General features: G+C 41.6%; 16 protein-coding genes and 1 tRNA gene. 10 read left to right on the plus strand and 7 right to left on the minus strand.

The genetic code is table 11. The features are described from left to right. Positions 1–43: 43 nt before the first annotated feature. Positions 44–883, minus strand: a complete 840-nt coding sequence (locus JMX89_RS11390; protein WP_201551595.1) for a methyltransferase domain-containing protein — start codon at positions 881–883, stop codon at positions 44–46. 66 nt (positions 884–949) lie between these two features. Beyond that, the gene (locus JMX89_RS11395) at positions 950–2,182 is read right to left on the minus strand and encodes an 8-amino-7-oxononanoate synthase (RefSeq protein WP_201551597.1); all 1,233 of its coding nucleotides are present in this window, start codon (positions 2,180–2,182) and stop codon (positions 950–952) included. Positions 2,183–2,494: 312 nt separating this feature from the next. On the opposite strand from JMX89_RS11395, the gene JMX89_RS11400 reads away from it, so the two are divergent. The 5 genes from JMX89_RS11400 to JMX89_RS11420 all read left to right on the plus strand — a co-directional run bounded on the left by JMX89_RS11400 (position 2,495) and on the right by JMX89_RS11420 (position 7,228). After that, positions 2,495–3,040, plus strand: a complete 546-nt coding sequence (locus JMX89_RS11400; protein WP_201551599.1) for a porin family protein — start codon at positions 2,495–2,497, stop codon at positions 3,038–3,040. 239 nt (positions 3,041–3,279) lie between these two features. Beyond that, a complete protein-coding gene (locus JMX89_RS11405; protein WP_201551601.1) occupies positions 3,280–3,867 on the plus strand; it encodes a porin family protein in 588 nt (195 codons plus the stop codon). Positions 3,868–4,149: 282 nt separating this feature from the next. Further along, positions 4,150–4,647 carry an NfeD family protein gene (locus tag JMX89_RS11410; RefSeq protein ID WP_201551602.1) on the plus strand — a complete coding sequence of 166 codons (498 nt, stop codon included), beginning with the start codon at positions 4,150–4,152 and terminating at the stop codon, positions 4,645–4,647. 15 nt (positions 4,648–4,662) lie between these two features. After that, positions 4,663–5,523 carry an SPFH domain-containing protein gene (locus JMX89_RS11415; RefSeq protein WP_201551603.1) on the plus strand — a complete coding sequence of 287 codons (861 nt, stop codon included), beginning with the start codon at positions 4,663–4,665 and terminating at the stop codon, positions 5,521–5,523. A 319-nt stretch (positions 5,524–5,842) separates the two neighbouring features. Further along, entirely contained in the window at positions 5,843–7,228 is a 1,386-nt protein-coding gene (locus JMX89_RS11420) for an esterase-like activity of phytase family protein (RefSeq protein WP_201551624.1), read from the plus strand. A gap of 97 nt (positions 7,229–7,325) precedes the next feature. Here the strand turns inward: JMX89_RS11420 and hemN are convergent, their stop codons facing one another. Continuing rightward, positions 7,326–8,789: an oxygen-independent coproporphyrinogen III oxidase gene (gene hemN, locus JMX89_RS11425; RefSeq protein WP_413786611.1), complete on the minus strand. Its 1,464-nt coding sequence runs from the start codon at positions 8,787–8,789 to the stop codon at positions 7,326–7,328. A gap of 402 nt (positions 8,790–9,191) precedes the next feature. Here hemN and JMX89_RS11430 point away from each other — a divergent pair, with 402 nt between their 5' ends. Beyond that, entirely contained in the window at positions 9,192–10,742 is a 1,551-nt protein-coding gene (locus JMX89_RS11430; protein WP_201530651.1) for a YifB family Mg chelatase-like AAA ATPase, read from the plus strand. A 170-nt stretch (positions 10,743–10,912) separates the two neighbouring features. Here JMX89_RS11430 and JMX89_RS11435 read toward each other — a convergent pair whose 3' ends face one another. The 4 genes from JMX89_RS11435 to JMX89_RS11450 form a co-directional block, all read right to left on the minus strand. Then, a complete protein-coding gene (locus JMX89_RS11435; RefSeq protein WP_201530652.1) occupies positions 10,913–11,590 on the minus strand; it encodes a phosphoglycolate phosphatase in 678 nt (225 codons plus the stop codon). A 96-nt stretch (positions 11,591–11,686) separates the two neighbouring features. Next, a complete protein-coding gene (locus JMX89_RS11440; RefSeq protein WP_201551604.1) occupies positions 11,687–12,187 on the minus strand; it encodes a DUF4385 domain-containing protein in 501 nt (166 codons plus the stop codon). 179 nt (positions 12,188–12,366) lie between these two features. Then, positions 12,367–12,442: transfer RNA gene (locus JMX89_RS11445), tRNA-Phe, on the minus strand. Positions 12,443–12,564: 122 nt separating this feature from the next. Continuing rightward, complete coding sequence (locus JMX89_RS11450; protein ID WP_201551605.1) at positions 12,565–12,987, minus strand: hypothetical protein; 423 nt, start codon at positions 12,985–12,987, stop codon at positions 12,565–12,567. On the opposite strand from JMX89_RS11450, the gene JMX89_RS11455 reads away from it, so the two are divergent. The 4 genes from JMX89_RS11455 (at position 12,986) to JMX89_RS11470 (ending at position 15,206) form a co-directional block, all read left to right on the plus strand. Next, entirely contained in the window at positions 12,986–13,126 is a 141-nt protein-coding gene (locus JMX89_RS11455) for a hypothetical protein (RefSeq protein ID WP_201551606.1), read from the plus strand. The two genes, JMX89_RS11450 and JMX89_RS11455, sit on opposite strands and share 2 nt — an antisense overlap. A 197-nt stretch (positions 13,127–13,323) precedes the next feature. Beyond that, on the plus strand, positions 13,324–13,998 hold the full coding sequence (gene hisB, locus JMX89_RS11460; RefSeq protein WP_227673086.1) for an imidazoleglycerol-phosphate dehydratase HisB: 675 nt from the start codon (positions 13,324–13,326) through the stop codon (positions 13,996–13,998). Continuing rightward, positions 13,999–14,643, plus strand: a complete 645-nt coding sequence (hisH, locus tag JMX89_RS11465) for an imidazole glycerol phosphate synthase subunit HisH (protein ID WP_201551607.1) — start codon at positions 13,999–14,001, stop codon at positions 14,641–14,643. Between the two features lie 170 nt (positions 14,644–14,813). Beyond that, positions 14,814–15,206, plus strand: coding sequence for a hypothetical protein (locus tag JMX89_RS11470; RefSeq protein ID WP_201530654.1), 393 nt, complete (start codon positions 14,814–14,816; stop codon positions 15,204–15,206). Positions 15,207–15,235: the final 29 nt, after the last annotated feature.

A 15,235-nucleotide genomic window follows, 5' to 3' on the forward strand; every position in this document is an offset into this window, starting at 1 on the left:
TCAAGCAGTTAAACAAAAAACGCATCCTTAGGGGTGCGTTTTTTTATGCTTTAAAAGCACTCACGATCAGCACATCATAAGTTAAATTAACATGGTACTGCTCATTGTTATCTGATTCTGAGAAGTAATGACAATAGTCTTGCTCAAATTGTTTTAGGCGTGCCTTAGTCCATGTAAAAGGCTTACCATTATTTGATTGCTCTTGCGTTTGATTGGTTGATACCCCAGTCAGTTTCATATGCGTAAGGACGGCGTAGGGATTGGCAAAAGGTACATCAAAGCGTTGGGTCGACAGTTCAATCTTCTCGAACCCTGCGTCTTCTAATGCTGATTGCCACTCACTGATAGCTGGATAGTGCAGCCCTTGACCCGTCAGTTGCTTAATTTGCAAAAAATTATCTGGCGTAAAAGTATTAAAGACTAATTGCCCACCTGCTTGTAAATACTGGGCTGATTGCGTTATAAATTTCAAAGGCTTATCAAACCATTGCACAGCATTGGCACTGACTATTAGGCTGTGCTCTATCAGGTTGGGGTTTATTGAGTTAAAATCTGTGGATAATTGAATGTTTTCAGCATCACCAATCAGTATCTTGGCGGTCGGTAATATCGATTGTAATATCGCTTTCCGTTCAGAACATAGCTCATTAATAATCCAGTGCTGACTTTGAATATTTGCTGCCAACAAGCGTGTCATCTGACCTGTGCCAGCACCGATTTCTAATACGCTTTTCTGCTCGGTATGAGCGATATTGTCTAGTAAGTGGTGGCAGACTTGCTTTTGAATACGGGCATGCTGTTCATAATCGTCAGCAGTAGCAAAATGCCGTGCGATGGCTTGTTTTCTTGCGCTAGAGGTATCAGGCAGAGTAGGAGCTTTCATATTGTTTATTAAATCCAAATAAGTCGATTATCGCTAGAATGAATCATTCATTAAAGAATAATAGCATTATAAGTGCGCTATCAGTCGCTGACAGTCATCAGAGCTCAGTGCTGCATTCATCACCAAGCGGATACGAGCAGTATTGGCAGGGACGGTTGGCGGTCTGACAGGCAAGGCATAAAACCCTGCTGCTTGTAGCTGCTTTGACTTTGCGATAGTGAGTGCATTATCACCTAATATGTAAGGCACGATAGGAGAGTGATAATCTGAATTTTGATTGGTTGCTGAGATAAGATAGGGTTCTGGAATAGCAGTACTTATCATCGTAGATAACTGCGCGAGATGAAGACGCTGCTCATTTAAGCTTGGTATTTTCGCTAAAATAAAACGTGTCCATGCGTGATTGATGGGTGGCAAGGCGGTGCTAAAAATAAGAGGACGCATCTGATTAATCAGCCATTGTTTGACGACCTCATCACACATGATATAAGCGCCAATGGAGGCAAAAGCTTTACCAAAAGTCCCGACCAGATAATCAATGTCAGCCAGTGTTTGGGTTTCCTCTGCCAAACCCAAACCTGTATTACCTAAGATACCGATGGCATGTGCTTCATCGACATATAGCTCAATACGAGTATCTTTTGCTTTTAGTTGTACCAATTGAGCCAAGTCAGCACAGTCACCATCCATACTAAAAATACTTTCGGTGACAATAATAATGCGCTCAAAGCTCAAGTCTGCTTGCTCAATAAATTTGGCTAAATGTTCATAGTCGTTGTGACGATATCGACGATAGCTGACCAGCTTACTTTGGCTTAGGCGTATGCCGTCGATAATACTAGCGTGCACCAATCTGTCTGCCAAAATTAAAGTTTTGATTGGCAATGTCGTCAGTGCGGGCAAAATACCTATATTGGCATGGTAGCCGCTGTTGAATACCAGTACCGATTTTGATGAAGCTAGATTTTGCTTTTCTATAGCGTTTTGATACCAGTCTTGTAGTTCGGACTCTAATGCTTGCAGATGTTCATCGTTACCTGTCAAGAGCCTAGAGGAGGTGGCGCTCATTCTAGGAATATTATCGACCGGCGATTGACTTAGATGATTAAGGAACTCGCTTTGTAGTTGCTTATTACTGCCCAAACCTAGATAGTCGTTGCTAGCGATATTGAGTAATCGCGCCCCTTCACTAAGCACGTATCGTCCATGATGTTGTAAATCAGGTATTTGACGATATTGATTTGCTGTCACTAGCGCGTTGAGCGACTCTTGCAGATGATTGATAATAAGAGCGGTCATTGCTATCCTTTTATTTTCTATTTAAGCGCTATTTTCGCTAATTAAGTTTAATGATTCTATGAATAAGCTTTAGAATAAGTACGGATTATTGCACAAACCGAGCGATTGTAACAAAAGATTTCATATATCGGTATTTGTAACTTGAACACTGATAAACACTTGCAAAACTTAACTTTCTTACCATTAAACACTGACAGAGTTTTTGACATGATTTGTTACTATGTATACATCGTTAGCAAACAAGGCGATATGACTAAAAAGTCCACATAAATACATAACTTGTTTGTCCACAGTGATTTTAAGGAGATACACATGAAAACTCTACAGAAAACTCTAATTGCATTAGCAGCTGGTTCATTGCTAAGCGTTGGTGCACAAGCTGCCGTTTCTTATGGTAACGGCTATACTGGTCAACCATACGTTGGTGTTAAAGTCGGTCAATTTGATTTAGACGTTGACGGCGCTGATGATCCAACCGCATATGGCGTATATGCAGGCTACAATTTTGATCCTAACTTTGGTATGGAAGCTGAATTTGTAGGCTCAGATGACGCCGATTACAGAGGCGGCGACCTTGACGCAAAAACTTATGGCGCATACGGTACGTACCGTTATCAGTTTCCAAACACTGCACTTTATGCCAAAGGTAAACTAGGTGTTGCCAAAACTGAAGTAGAAGGTGATTATACTGCTGGTACAGTTAGAGTATCAGATTCTACTAGTGACACCGGCATTGCTGGCGGCGTTGGTCTAGGTTACATGGTTAATCCTAACATGAGTATCGAAGGCGAATATGCCATGATGGATAGTGAGGTTGATGCCAAACTACTTACAGTTGGCGCGCACTTAAAATTCTAAATTTACCAGTATAGGTTGACTGCTATCTAATAGTAGATATTAGTAGCTAAGTTCTTTATATAAAAAACGATCACTTCAGTGGTCGTTTTTTTTAGAGTATTATCTGTTATACAAAACAATTGTTTTCTATAACAGATAATACTGTTATTATACTGTCGTCATCTGTAGGCGAGATGAGTTTTTGGTAAAAATAGTCTACATGAAAGCTCAGTACCAACTAAACAAATTTGGGGAATCCAATGAAAATGTTACAAACCACAGTATTAGCGTTAGCAACTGCTTCTTTATTAAGCGTTAGTGCTCAAGCAGCAGTTGACTACGCCGGACAACCATATATCGGTGCAAAAGTTGGTCAGTACAGCCCTGACATTGATGATGCTGATGACATTGATGACGCGACCTCTTATGGTGTTTATGGTGGTTATAAGTTTACACCAGAGTTTGGAGTAGAAGCTGAGTATTTAACAACCAGCGACACAGATGTATTTGAAGATGCTGTTGAGAAAGCAGAATATAGTGCTGATGTTTTAGGTCTTTATGCAACATACGATTATGCCTTTCCAACGACTGCCTTATATGCTAAAGGTCGTTTAGGTTTTGCAAAAAATGAAGTAAATGTAGATGTAACTAATAAAATCTCTTCTAGCCTTAATGAAAGTTTCAGTGAATCTGATACAGGTGTTGCAGGCGGTCTAGGTTTAGGTTATAACTTTACTCCTATGGTCTCTGCAGAAGCTATGTATAACTTTTATCCATCAATCGATTTAGGCGATGGTGATGATTTTGATGCAAGCGGCGTCACATTAGGTGCCCATTTTAAATTCTAAAATTATCGTTATGAAATCATAAAATAAAAAACGATCACTTAAGGTGGTCGTTTTTTTGTTTTAAATATTTATAGAATAATAACGCATTGGCATTTTTATTAAGCTGAGAGTGAAGGTGTATGGCTAATTTAAGAAAAAGGTTTTTACAGCATTGTTCTTAAAGCATTGTTTTCAAGGTATTGTTTTCAAGGTATTGTTTTCAAGGTATTGTTTTTAGAGCGTTTTCAGGTAAGGAAATGTGCTACATTGGAAGTTAGAATAGCAAAAATAAGGAATATAGCGATGATGGAGATGCTTTGGATGATTGAGCCTTGGCATTGGTTGGTATTGGGCTTTTTGCTACTGATTGTCGAGATGTTTGTGCCAACCTTTGCCAGCCTTTGGTTCGGTGCCGCTGCTATTATAGTGGCTGCGCTTGTATGGTTGCTGCCTGTTTCGGTATCGGTACAAATCATTATCTGGTTACTTCTTTCCGCTATATTTTTGTTGGCATGGTTTAAGTTTATTAAGCCTTTATCCGTTGATCGTACCAAAGCTGGACTTGGCGGCAGTGTGATCGTTGGTGAAACGGGTATGATTATTGTGCAGCCGCAGCCAGATAGAGCGGGCATGGTGCGCTTTAGTGTGCCTATTGTGGGTGCCGCTGAATGGATGTGCCGTACCCGAGGTGAGCAAGTGGCGGTCGGTGATCGAGTGGTGGTAACAGATATCGTTGGTAACGAGCTGATTGTGAGTAGTATGGTATCGAAGGCAGCTGTGAACCAAAATACGCACGTATAATAATAAGGATGAATTATGGAAAGCTTTAGTATTGTCATGGTGGTTTTGGTTGCACTGGTCGTATTTACCGTATTTAAAGGTGTGCGAATCGTGCCACAAGGGTATAAATGGGTGGTACAGCGTTTAGGTAAATATAGCCAAACGTTAGAGCCGGGTCTAAATCTTATCATCCCTTATGTTGATGATGTTTCTTACAAAGTCACGACCAAAGACATCGTCCTTGATATTCCCTCACAAGAAGTTATTACCCGAGATAACGTTGTTATTATCGCTAACGCCGTCGCTTATATTAATATTATTCGCCCTGATAAAGCAGTATATGGCATTGAAGATTATGAGTATGGTATCCGTAATCTGGTACAAACGTCTTTACGTTCAATCATCGGCGAGATGGATCTTGATAGTGCCTTATCTAACCGTGATGAAATAAAAATGAAGCTAAAGCATGCCATCTCAGAAGATATTGCTGATTGGGGCATCACGCTAAAGACAGTAGAGATTCAAGATATTAATCCGTCGCAGACGATGCAAGCGTCAATGGAAGAACAGGCTGCCGCCGAGCGACTACGCCGAGCGACAGTGACCCGTGCTGATGGTCAAAAACAAGCAGCTATCCTGGAAGCAGACGGAAGACTAGAAGCCTCCCGCCGTGACGCTGAGGCGCAGGTGGTATTGGCAAAAGGCTCAGAAGAATCTATCCGTCTGATTACTGCTGCGATGGGTACGGAAGAGATGCCGATTGTCTACTTATTGGGCGAGCAGTATATTAAAGCGATTCGTCAGCTGGCTGAGTCCGATAACTCAAAAATGGTGGTATTACCCGCTGACATTCTAAGTACAGTAAAAGGCATGGTTGGTGATAAGCTCAAGGTTTAAATCACCACCCTTTAATCATATGCTATAAATTTAACGCTTAAAAATGGTCAGTGAGTATCTAACGCGCTGGCTATTTTTTGGAACTGAATCTACTCATACTTTTTTGATGATTCTTTTTGCGTGAAATATCGTTTTCTAAGCAATAAAAATACCTATAGTCAGTGAAAAGTAATATCGACACATTATGTACTGCGGGTATCAATTTTTCTTGCTTGCTGTGCCTACGCAGACAGAGGCTGCAAAAAATTTATACCCGCAGCACCGTAGCGTTTTTAGAGTATTTTGACTATAAATAAGGAAAATAACAATGTCAACGATCATGACTGAGCAAAAGCTAAATACAGGAATAATCTCAATAGAGGATTTCCCACAAGGTTGCCCGTTACCGTATAGCGTGCTTGATGCGACGCACATCAATGCCGCTTATCCTGAGCAGAAATTAGAGATTCGCAGTGGTGGTTATGGCTCGGACGCCGCAGCACATCCAAGCAATGCCACTCAATTCTACGTGCTTACCGATCGAGGACCCAATGCCGACTTTGACGGTATTGCTGGTAAAGGTAAGCAGTTTTTAGTGCCCGATTATACGCCGTCTATTGGCTTGTTTGAGTTGCAAGCTGACGGAAAAATCATCAAGGTAAAAGAGATATTGCTTAAAGATAGCAATGGCAATCCTATCTCTGGACTACCGAATCCAAAAGCTTTTGGCGGCACCAATGAAGTACCTTATGATATTAATGGTCAACCGATGACGGTGAATCCGGATTTACCGTTTGATGAAGTGACCAATCCCGTTAAAAGCGATATCAATGGCTTAGATCCCGAAGGAATTGCTGCGCTCAAAGATGGCAGTTTTTGGATCAGTGATGAATATGGTCCACATCTCGTCCACTATGACGCGGATGGGGTAGAGATTGCCCGTATCAATCCTTTTGCCCATGATGAACGCAATAATGTGATTATTAACGGTAAGCAGGTGTTATTACCGTCAGAGTTTACCAAGTGCCGCGCCAATCGTGGTATGGAAGCATTAACTATAACGCCAGATCAGACTACGCTTGTAGGTATCATGGAGTCCTCTATGGACAATCCTGATAAATCGGGTCGTGGCTCTAGTTTGGTGCGTATCGTTGCTATTAACCTAATCTCAGGGCAAATAAGGCAATATTTATATCGTCTTGATGCAGCGGATCATGTGGCGTCAGGGATAGTCGCTATCAATGAACATGAATTTTATCTCATTGAACATGACCGCAAGTTTCCTTTACAAGATAAATCGGCAAAAAAACTTATTTATAAAATAAATATCTCTCAGGCAACAGATATTGAAACCATTATCAGTGCTGATAATCCACATATCATCCAACAAAATGAGACTTTCGGCTTGACTATTGACGGTCAAACGCTCGAGAAATTGATAGCAGAAAACGAAGCAAGCTGGCAACTACTCGAAAAGCTAACTATCAAGCCTGTTAAAAAAACTTTGGTCGTCGATGTACTTGCTACTCTAGATTATCCGCATGATAAGCTTGAAGGATTATGGTTACGCCAAGATGGCTCGTTAGGTTTACTCAATGATGATGATTTTGCGCTGACAGATACCGAGATAATCAATGCAACAAGTACCGTTGAGCAAAAATACCTAGATAAAGATAAAACCATAGAGGATGCCAATCGACTGTATCTTGTGATGCCTACTGCATAAAGACGGTCTCTAATAATAAGACATTACATTTATCACTAACCAAAAAAAGACCTCAATCGAGGTCTTTTTTATTATTTATATTTTAGAGGCTAATGATTTAAATAACTTTTGAGAAGCGGTTTTTATGTTTTTTATCCAGATATTCATCGAATACCATGGCTACATTACGACCCAATAAACGACCTCTTGGTAATACGCGAATGCCAGCAGCATCCATATCAATCAAGCGGTCTTCTTGCATTTCACCAAGCTGTTGAATCTCATGAATAAAATAGGTAATAGCATCGATGCCAAATTTCTGATTGATGTCTCTAAAGTCCATATAATCGTGACACAGTAAATTCATAATCACGTATTCGCGTAAGCGATCTTTGATAGAGGTTTTAATCACGTTAACCGCTGGCATGATGGTAGGGTTATTACGTGCCGCATCGATATTGTCTTTATATACTTGCAAATCAGTATGGTTTTGTAGGATATAACTGCTGTTGGCATCGGCAATTTGACTGATTGAAGACACGCCAACGCCCAATAAATCACAATCGCCCATGATGGTATAACCCTGAAAGTTACGATGCAACCTGCCTTCACGCTGGGCGATGGCCAGCTCATCATCAGGTTTGGCAAAATGGTCAATGCCAATATATTGATAATCGGCTTCAGTTAAGGTATTGATGGTATTACCGAGCATCGTGAGCTTATCAGATGGAGTAGGTAAATCGTCCTCTTTGATTTGACGCTGCGCCTTAAAGCGTTCAGGCAAATGAGCATAATTAAATACCGACAAGCGATCTGGCGACATCTCGATAATACGGCGCACGGTTTTATCAAAGGTTTCAGGCGTTTGATGTGGTAAGCCATAAATTAAATCGACATTGATAGAATGAAAGCCTAATTCGCGCGCCTCATTTAATACATTTTCAATAAGCTCTGCTGAATGTACACGATTAACGGCAATTTGTACGGTCTCGTCTAAATCCTGTACGCCTAAGCTGACGCGGTTAAAACCTAAATTACGCAATACTTTTAAGGTCTCGCTACTGAGCTCGCGCGGGTCAATTTCGATAGAGTAATCACCTTGATCTTCTGGTAAAAACTCAAACTGGGTCTGCAAAAACTCCCACAGTTGTATCAACTCATTGTCTTGTAAAAAGGTTGGCGTACCACCACCGAAATGTAGCTGTTTAATCAGTGGTTTTTTACCGTCTTCTGGTGGCGTTAATAAGCTACGTTTATGTTTAATTTCAGCAATTAGATACTCTAAATAATCGCCTGCATCGCTATTCTTTTTGGTGACAGTTTTATTGCAAGCACAGTAATAGCAAAGATGGCGACAAAACGGGATATGGAAATAAAGTGATAGCGGTGCATGAGCTTCGCGCGCTTGCAGGATTTTTGTCTCAAGCCCTTCTGGTATCGATGAAAACTCTAAAGCAGTTGGGTAAGAGGTATAGCGTGGTCCCGAACGATTATACTTATTAATGATATCTTGATCGAATGCTGGCAGCTGTTTGCTGGTGATGCTGCCACGAGTACTGGCATAGGGATTGTCCGGCTGCATAACAGGACGCACTGTAGTGGGCTGCTCACTCGCGTTGATGGCGTGTTCAGGTGTGCTATTGATAGCAAGTTGTTCTGACATGCGAGATTCCTCGTTTGACTGTATCGACCGCTATTTTGCATAAGAAAATTATGGCTTTGCTAATAGCTGTATTTCTTACGAAGGCTAATAAAAAGCGATTGAAATAAGTAATGACTAGTATAACAAATCACAGCTTATAGTGGCATGGACAGCGAGGTTAGTTATACAGCGACGTTAATCATATAGCTATAAAGTTGTATAGTTAGGTGATGAAGAATCTCGCTGACAATATTTTTTAAGTAAATTATTAATAAATACGCAACATTTGCGCACTGATTAATAATCCTCTATGATCGATAAATCTCTCTATAGGAAAGGCTTATGTCGTTTGCTCAAGTCTATACCCGCTCGGTAGTCGGGCTGCACGCACCTGAGGTCATCATTGAAGTACATTTGTCGCAAGGACTGCCAGCATTGACCATTGTTGGTTTGCCTGAAGCGGCGGTACGTGAGAGCAAGGATAGAGTGCGCTCAGCGATACTCAATTCTGGATTTCAGTTTCCTAATAGACGTTTGACGATTAATTTAGCACCCGCCGATTTACCAAAGGATGGTGCTCGTCTTGATTTACCTATTGCTATCGGTATTTTGGCAGCCAGTGATCAGTTAGATCCAACGGTATTGTCAGGGTTTGAGTTTATTGGGGAGTTGGCGCTCAATGGTGAGCTGCGGCAAATAAGCGGTAGTTTGGCGGTTGCACGAGCAATGAAAGCTGAAGTATTGGCGACGCAACTGTTAAAAGGTAATGAGAAGATGATGTCGTCAACACGGCAACTCATTGTCCCAACCATCAATGGGGCAGAGGCTAGCCGTGTGGAAGGAATAACCGTATTGGCAGCGTCAAATTTAAAGGCTGTATGTAATCATTTGCAATCATTTACCGATAGCAGTTTTTTGGATGAACGCTTAATCGAAGTAGAACCGAATCAAATCCAGCAGCATATAGGCTATCAAGTAGATTTGGCAGACGTAAAAGGACAGCATCATGCACGGCGTGCCTTAGAGATTGCAGCGGCAGGTGGTCATTCATTGTTACTTACAGGACCACCGGGTTCAGGCAAAACCTTGATGGCGTCACGCCTGCCAACTATTTTGCCGGATTTGAGTGCAGAAGATGCGTTAGAAGTTGCCAGTACGTATTCGGTTGCTGATAGTGATTATGATTATGGCACACGACCTTTTAGACAAGTTCATCACACCATATCAGCAGTGGCATTGGTCGGTGGCGGTTCACGTCCCAAACCGGGTGAGATTACCCTTGCCAATAAGGGCGTATTATTCCTTGATGAGTTGCCTGAATTTGACCGCACAGTATTAGAAGTACTGCGCCAACCACTAGAGGCAAAACAAATCACTATTAGCCGTGCCAACTCACAGATGACCTTTCCAGCAAATTTTCAACTGGTGGCAGCGATGAACCCGTGCCCGTGTGGCTATGATGGTGATGGCTCAGGGCGTTGTCGTTGCAGAGCTGAGCAGATTAAGCGCTATCAAGATAAGCTATCAGGTCCGCTACTTGATCGTATTGATTTGCATATCACCGTACCAGCATTACCGATTGCGGATCTGCAAAATGCTCAGGCGGGAGAAACCTCCGAGCAAGTACGTACTCGAGTATCGGCAGCACATAATCGCCAATTAATACGACAGAACAAGGTCAATAATGAGCTGAGTCCTAGTGAAATTGATAAATATATTCAGCTAGGGGCGGGCGAGCAGCAGCTATTACAGCTCGCTCAGCAGCGCCTTAATTTATCTGCTCGTGGTTACCATCGGGTACTACGCGTTGCACGAACGATTGCTGATTTGGCGGACAGCGCGGATATCACGAGCGCCCATGTATCTGAAGCGCTCAGTTATCGTAGTAAATGATAGTTTTAAGATTTAATTATAGTAGATACACTTTTAAAAGAATACAGTGCTACTGGGATTAATTATTCGCAGCCTCTGTCTGCGTAGACACAGTAAGCAAGAAAAATTGATACCAGTAGTACCTTATAATTTTTGTACTTCTTTTATTTAAGACTGACTATATTTGCAGGCTAACTCTTTAATAAATAGTCCACCAAAGCGCTAAAATCATCAAAGGCTTCGGTAGGGTTGAGCTCACGAATATCTTGCCCATAGTTATAACCATAAGACAATGCGAGCGTGTCCATATTGGCATTTTGTCCCGCTAAGATATCATTTCTTGAATCACCAATCATGACCGCTTGTTCTGGATTAACATTCAACGTCTCACAGACATGTAGCAGTGGCGCGGGGTCTGGTTTTTTACTAGACAAGCTATCACCGCCAAGCACTTCGCTAAAGATGTCTTGCCAGCCAAAGGATTGCAGTATTTTTGGTACAAAACGAATCGGCTTATTGGTGACCAATGCCAGTTTATATCCTGCTGCTTGTAGCTTTCTGAGCCCACTATCAACATCGGGATAAGCGACAGTTTTGCTGCCACTGATATTTTTATAAGCATCAAAAAACACTTGCTCAGCATGGTCGATGCTTTCTTTAGTTAATTCACCCTCTAACACCTCTATCTTACCAACCAAGGCGCGCTCAACAAGCATTCTTGAGCCATTACCGACCCAGTTACGAATGCTATTGAGAGGATAGGGCGTTTTGCCAAGGGTGGTTAGCATTGCATTGGTCGCATCCGCCAAATCTGGCACGCTATCAATAAGGGTACCATCAAAATCAAAAATTAAAAGTTGCTTATCCATTATTTCTACCCGCTAAAAGTGCTGCATTTTTTATTCATACTTGTTTGGTGGTGATTACCATAGCATAAGAAAACAGTAAGCCTTAATTTTGCTATCCTATTCAATATCTTTATAGCGCTCACGGTGCTCAGCTTTCATCGCTAAATAATCTTTATTTTCACGGCATAAATCCCATTTTTCCTTAAAAATACGTGCAGACTCTGCTTTGATCGGGTCCTCGGTTTGGCGCGGTAGCTCTTCACGTCCATGAGCACCGCTTTGACCTTTTTTATCATCAGGGACTGCCCCTTTATACTTTTTACCGCCTTTATGATTGGCATAGCGGCGGGCACGGGTAAAACCCATTTGAATAAATTTGCGTGCCATATCAGCGCCTACAAAGTCATTGACTGCTAGATAATCTAAAAACATCTGATAAATAGTATCGCTACTCTCAAGTGCAATCTCAGGGGTGGCAAAACGCCAGTGCGGCAGTATCTCAGACTTATAAGGCTCTACCAATAATACGCCTTGCTCGCCACGACCGACACGGTATAGCTCAGGCTGCGCGCGCAAATCTAAATTTTTATAATCCAAGTCATAATCAAATTCTCTCATTATCTTACCTATCGGCTATCCATAGATGCCTTAGTATAAAGAGACTACACGATTCAAATGTAGCATAGATATGTTATAGATAAGTGAAAGTGAGCGTTAACAGAAGTGAGTCATGATTGCAGGCATAAAAAAAGCCTCAAACAGTGATGTTTGAGGCTTTTTAGAATACTTTAAACGAATGGTGGCTCGAGGCAGGTTCGAACTGCCGACACACGGATTTTCAATCCGTTGCTCTACCGACTGAGCTATCGAGCCGTCTTCGTTGAGGCGCTATTAAACTAAATATAGCGCTTACTGTCAAGAGGTTTTTGCATTATATGTAATAAAAGAGCAAAAATAATGAACGAGTCATCGAAATAAGCCTATTTAGGCTAAAATTAATCCTTGACGCGTAGTAGCTCGTATTCAGTCATAATACGATGAATCTCGGCATCGACCGCAACAAATGCACGCACGCCTTTTTTGACCTCAGCATCATAGACTAGTTTGATAAACTTAGCATCAATCGCACGACCGCGATTTTGCAGATGTACGGTGAGATACTGCAAGCGTTTGGCATCGGTCTGCCCATCATCAAAGCAGCCAACTGCGGCGATAGGCTTGTCATTAAACATACCGACATACAGCGTTTGACCACGTTTAAAACCTTGCTCAATAATAGCCAATACGTCAGCACCATCAGGCTGGCTATCATCGGTGTCATAGAGCGCCTCTAAGCGCTCGGCTAATTCGTTTTCACGAGTAGGCTTTTTGATGAGTGGCGCATCCAAACTATTGATGGCAATGGCTTCTAAAGGCATGTTTAATTCCTATAATTTAATACAGCAAGTCATAATAGAATCAGCAAAGGTGACGATTGATAAAACTGAAGCTATTATTTTAGCAGAATACGAGAATTTTGTGCGTGGTTTACTGCTTGGTCATGGCAGTAAATGGTAGGGTTTGCTATGATGAAGATAGACAAGGTTCTGTGTGCATCAAGCCTTATATTTTGGCTTTTTGAATAGGCTTTTTGAATAAGCATTGAACTTATTTTTAGCCTGATTGTTTTATTATCTATTTTAGACACTAGTAAAAATATATTGGGCGTTTTTCGCCCTATTTTATTGACCGCTTTTCATTTATAGAGAGTAGCCATGAACGCCAATTTAACGACGACAGCCAATATACCCAATACAGCTGAGCAAGATCCTACGCAAAAACTAAATTTACATGGTCGCCCTGAACGTATCGCGACTGTTGAGCGTATTACTGCTGAGACCCAAGTGACCTGTACGGTCAATCTTGATGGTACAGGGCAAGGTACTGTGGACACTGGCGTCCCGTTTTTGGATCATATGATTGACCAAATCAAGCGTCACGGTTTGTTTGACTTAGACATCAAATGTACCGGTGATACTTTCATCGATGATCACCACAGTGTTGAAGATACAGGCATTACGCTTGGTCAAGCATTTAACAAAGCATTAGGTGATAAAAAAGGTATCCGTCGTTATGGGCATTTTTACGCGCCACTAGACGAAGCATTGACGCGTGCGGTTGTTGATTTATCTGGTCGTCCAGGTCTGCATATGGATATTCCCTTTACGCGCTCGCATGTCGGCACTTTTGATGTCGATTTATTTAGCGAATTCTTCTATGGTTTTGTGAATCATTCGTGGATGACCGTGCATTTAGATAATCTAAAAGGCAAAAACAGTCATCATCAAATCGAATCTACCTTTAAAGCCTTTGCTCGTGCGCTACGTATGGCGTGTGAATACGATGAACGTGCGCTAAATACCTTGCCATCGACCAAAGAGGCGTTTTAGATGAGTCGTGCCACAAAAATTGCACTATTAGATTATGGTATGGGTAACTTGCACTCAGCCAGCAAAGCATTATCAGCGGTCGGGGCAGAAGTCTCTATCACCAATGACCCAAAAGTCGTGGCGGCAGCAGATAAGATTTTCTTCCCAGGCGTCGGTGCTATGCGTGATTGTATCGCTGGCATGCATGCGGCAGGTATTGACGAGGTCATACGTCAGGCGATATTTAATAAGCCTGTTATGGCTATCTGTGTTGGCATGCAGGCGTTGTTTGAGCAGTCTGCTGAAAATGGTGGCACGCCCTGCCTGAGTATCTTAGATGGCACAGTACCCGCTTTTGATCCGGCATGGAAAGATGAAAAAGGGGTACAAATAAAAGTACCGCATATGGGCTGGAATACTATTAGTGGTATGGATTTTACTCATCCATTATGGAGTGGTATCGAAGATAAGGCGCATTTTTATTTTGTACATAGCTATTACTGCGAGCCAGCAGATAGCTCGCAAGTGGCTGCTATTTGTGATTATGGTCAGCCGTTTTGTGCCAGTATCTTGCAAGATAATTTATTTGCTACCCAGTTCCATCCAGAAAAAAGCCATACCGCAGGTTTGCAGTTATTAAAGAATTTTGTAGACTGGGATATTTAAAAATAAGTATGACTTAGTTGCGCAGTCAGGTTGGCAAAGGCACAATCTGAGCGAGGAAGGAGCACAGTACTGCTTTGCTCTCGCGCAAAAGAGTTTGCATGGTCGCAAACTCTTTTTTATTCTTATTTTAAGCTTAATGACTTCCTACTCTCTTATATGTGGAATAAATAGTGGACTTTTATCTCTTTAAAAACGGCGTCGTGAGTGCCACAGGATTAGAAAAAGATGCCCTACATATCTATGTGGGCATCAGTGTTTATCTATTGAGCGTTATTTTGCTGCGTCCAATCTTCAAAAAATACAGTATCAGAGCGTTTATCGCTTTAATTATGGTGACCTGTATTGCTTTATTAGGCGAGTATTTGGATAACCGTCAGACCATTACCGAGCTAGGTCTCGCAGGGATAGAAAGCGCAGAGCTGATGGCAAGTATCCACGATATTATCAATACTTGTATGCTGTCGTATGTGCTTTATGGACTTACCATGTGGACGAAGATTTTTCAGTCAATCAATACAGTCAAACCTATGATCAAACGACAGAAAAAAACGGACTATTCATAAGTCCGTTTTTTTTACTATTTAACTATTTT

The organism is Psychrobacter sp. DD43 (assembly GCF_904846555.1).
GTDB classification, from domain to species: Bacteria; Pseudomonadota; Gammaproteobacteria; order Pseudomonadales; family Moraxellaceae; genus Psychrobacter; species Psychrobacter cryohalolentis.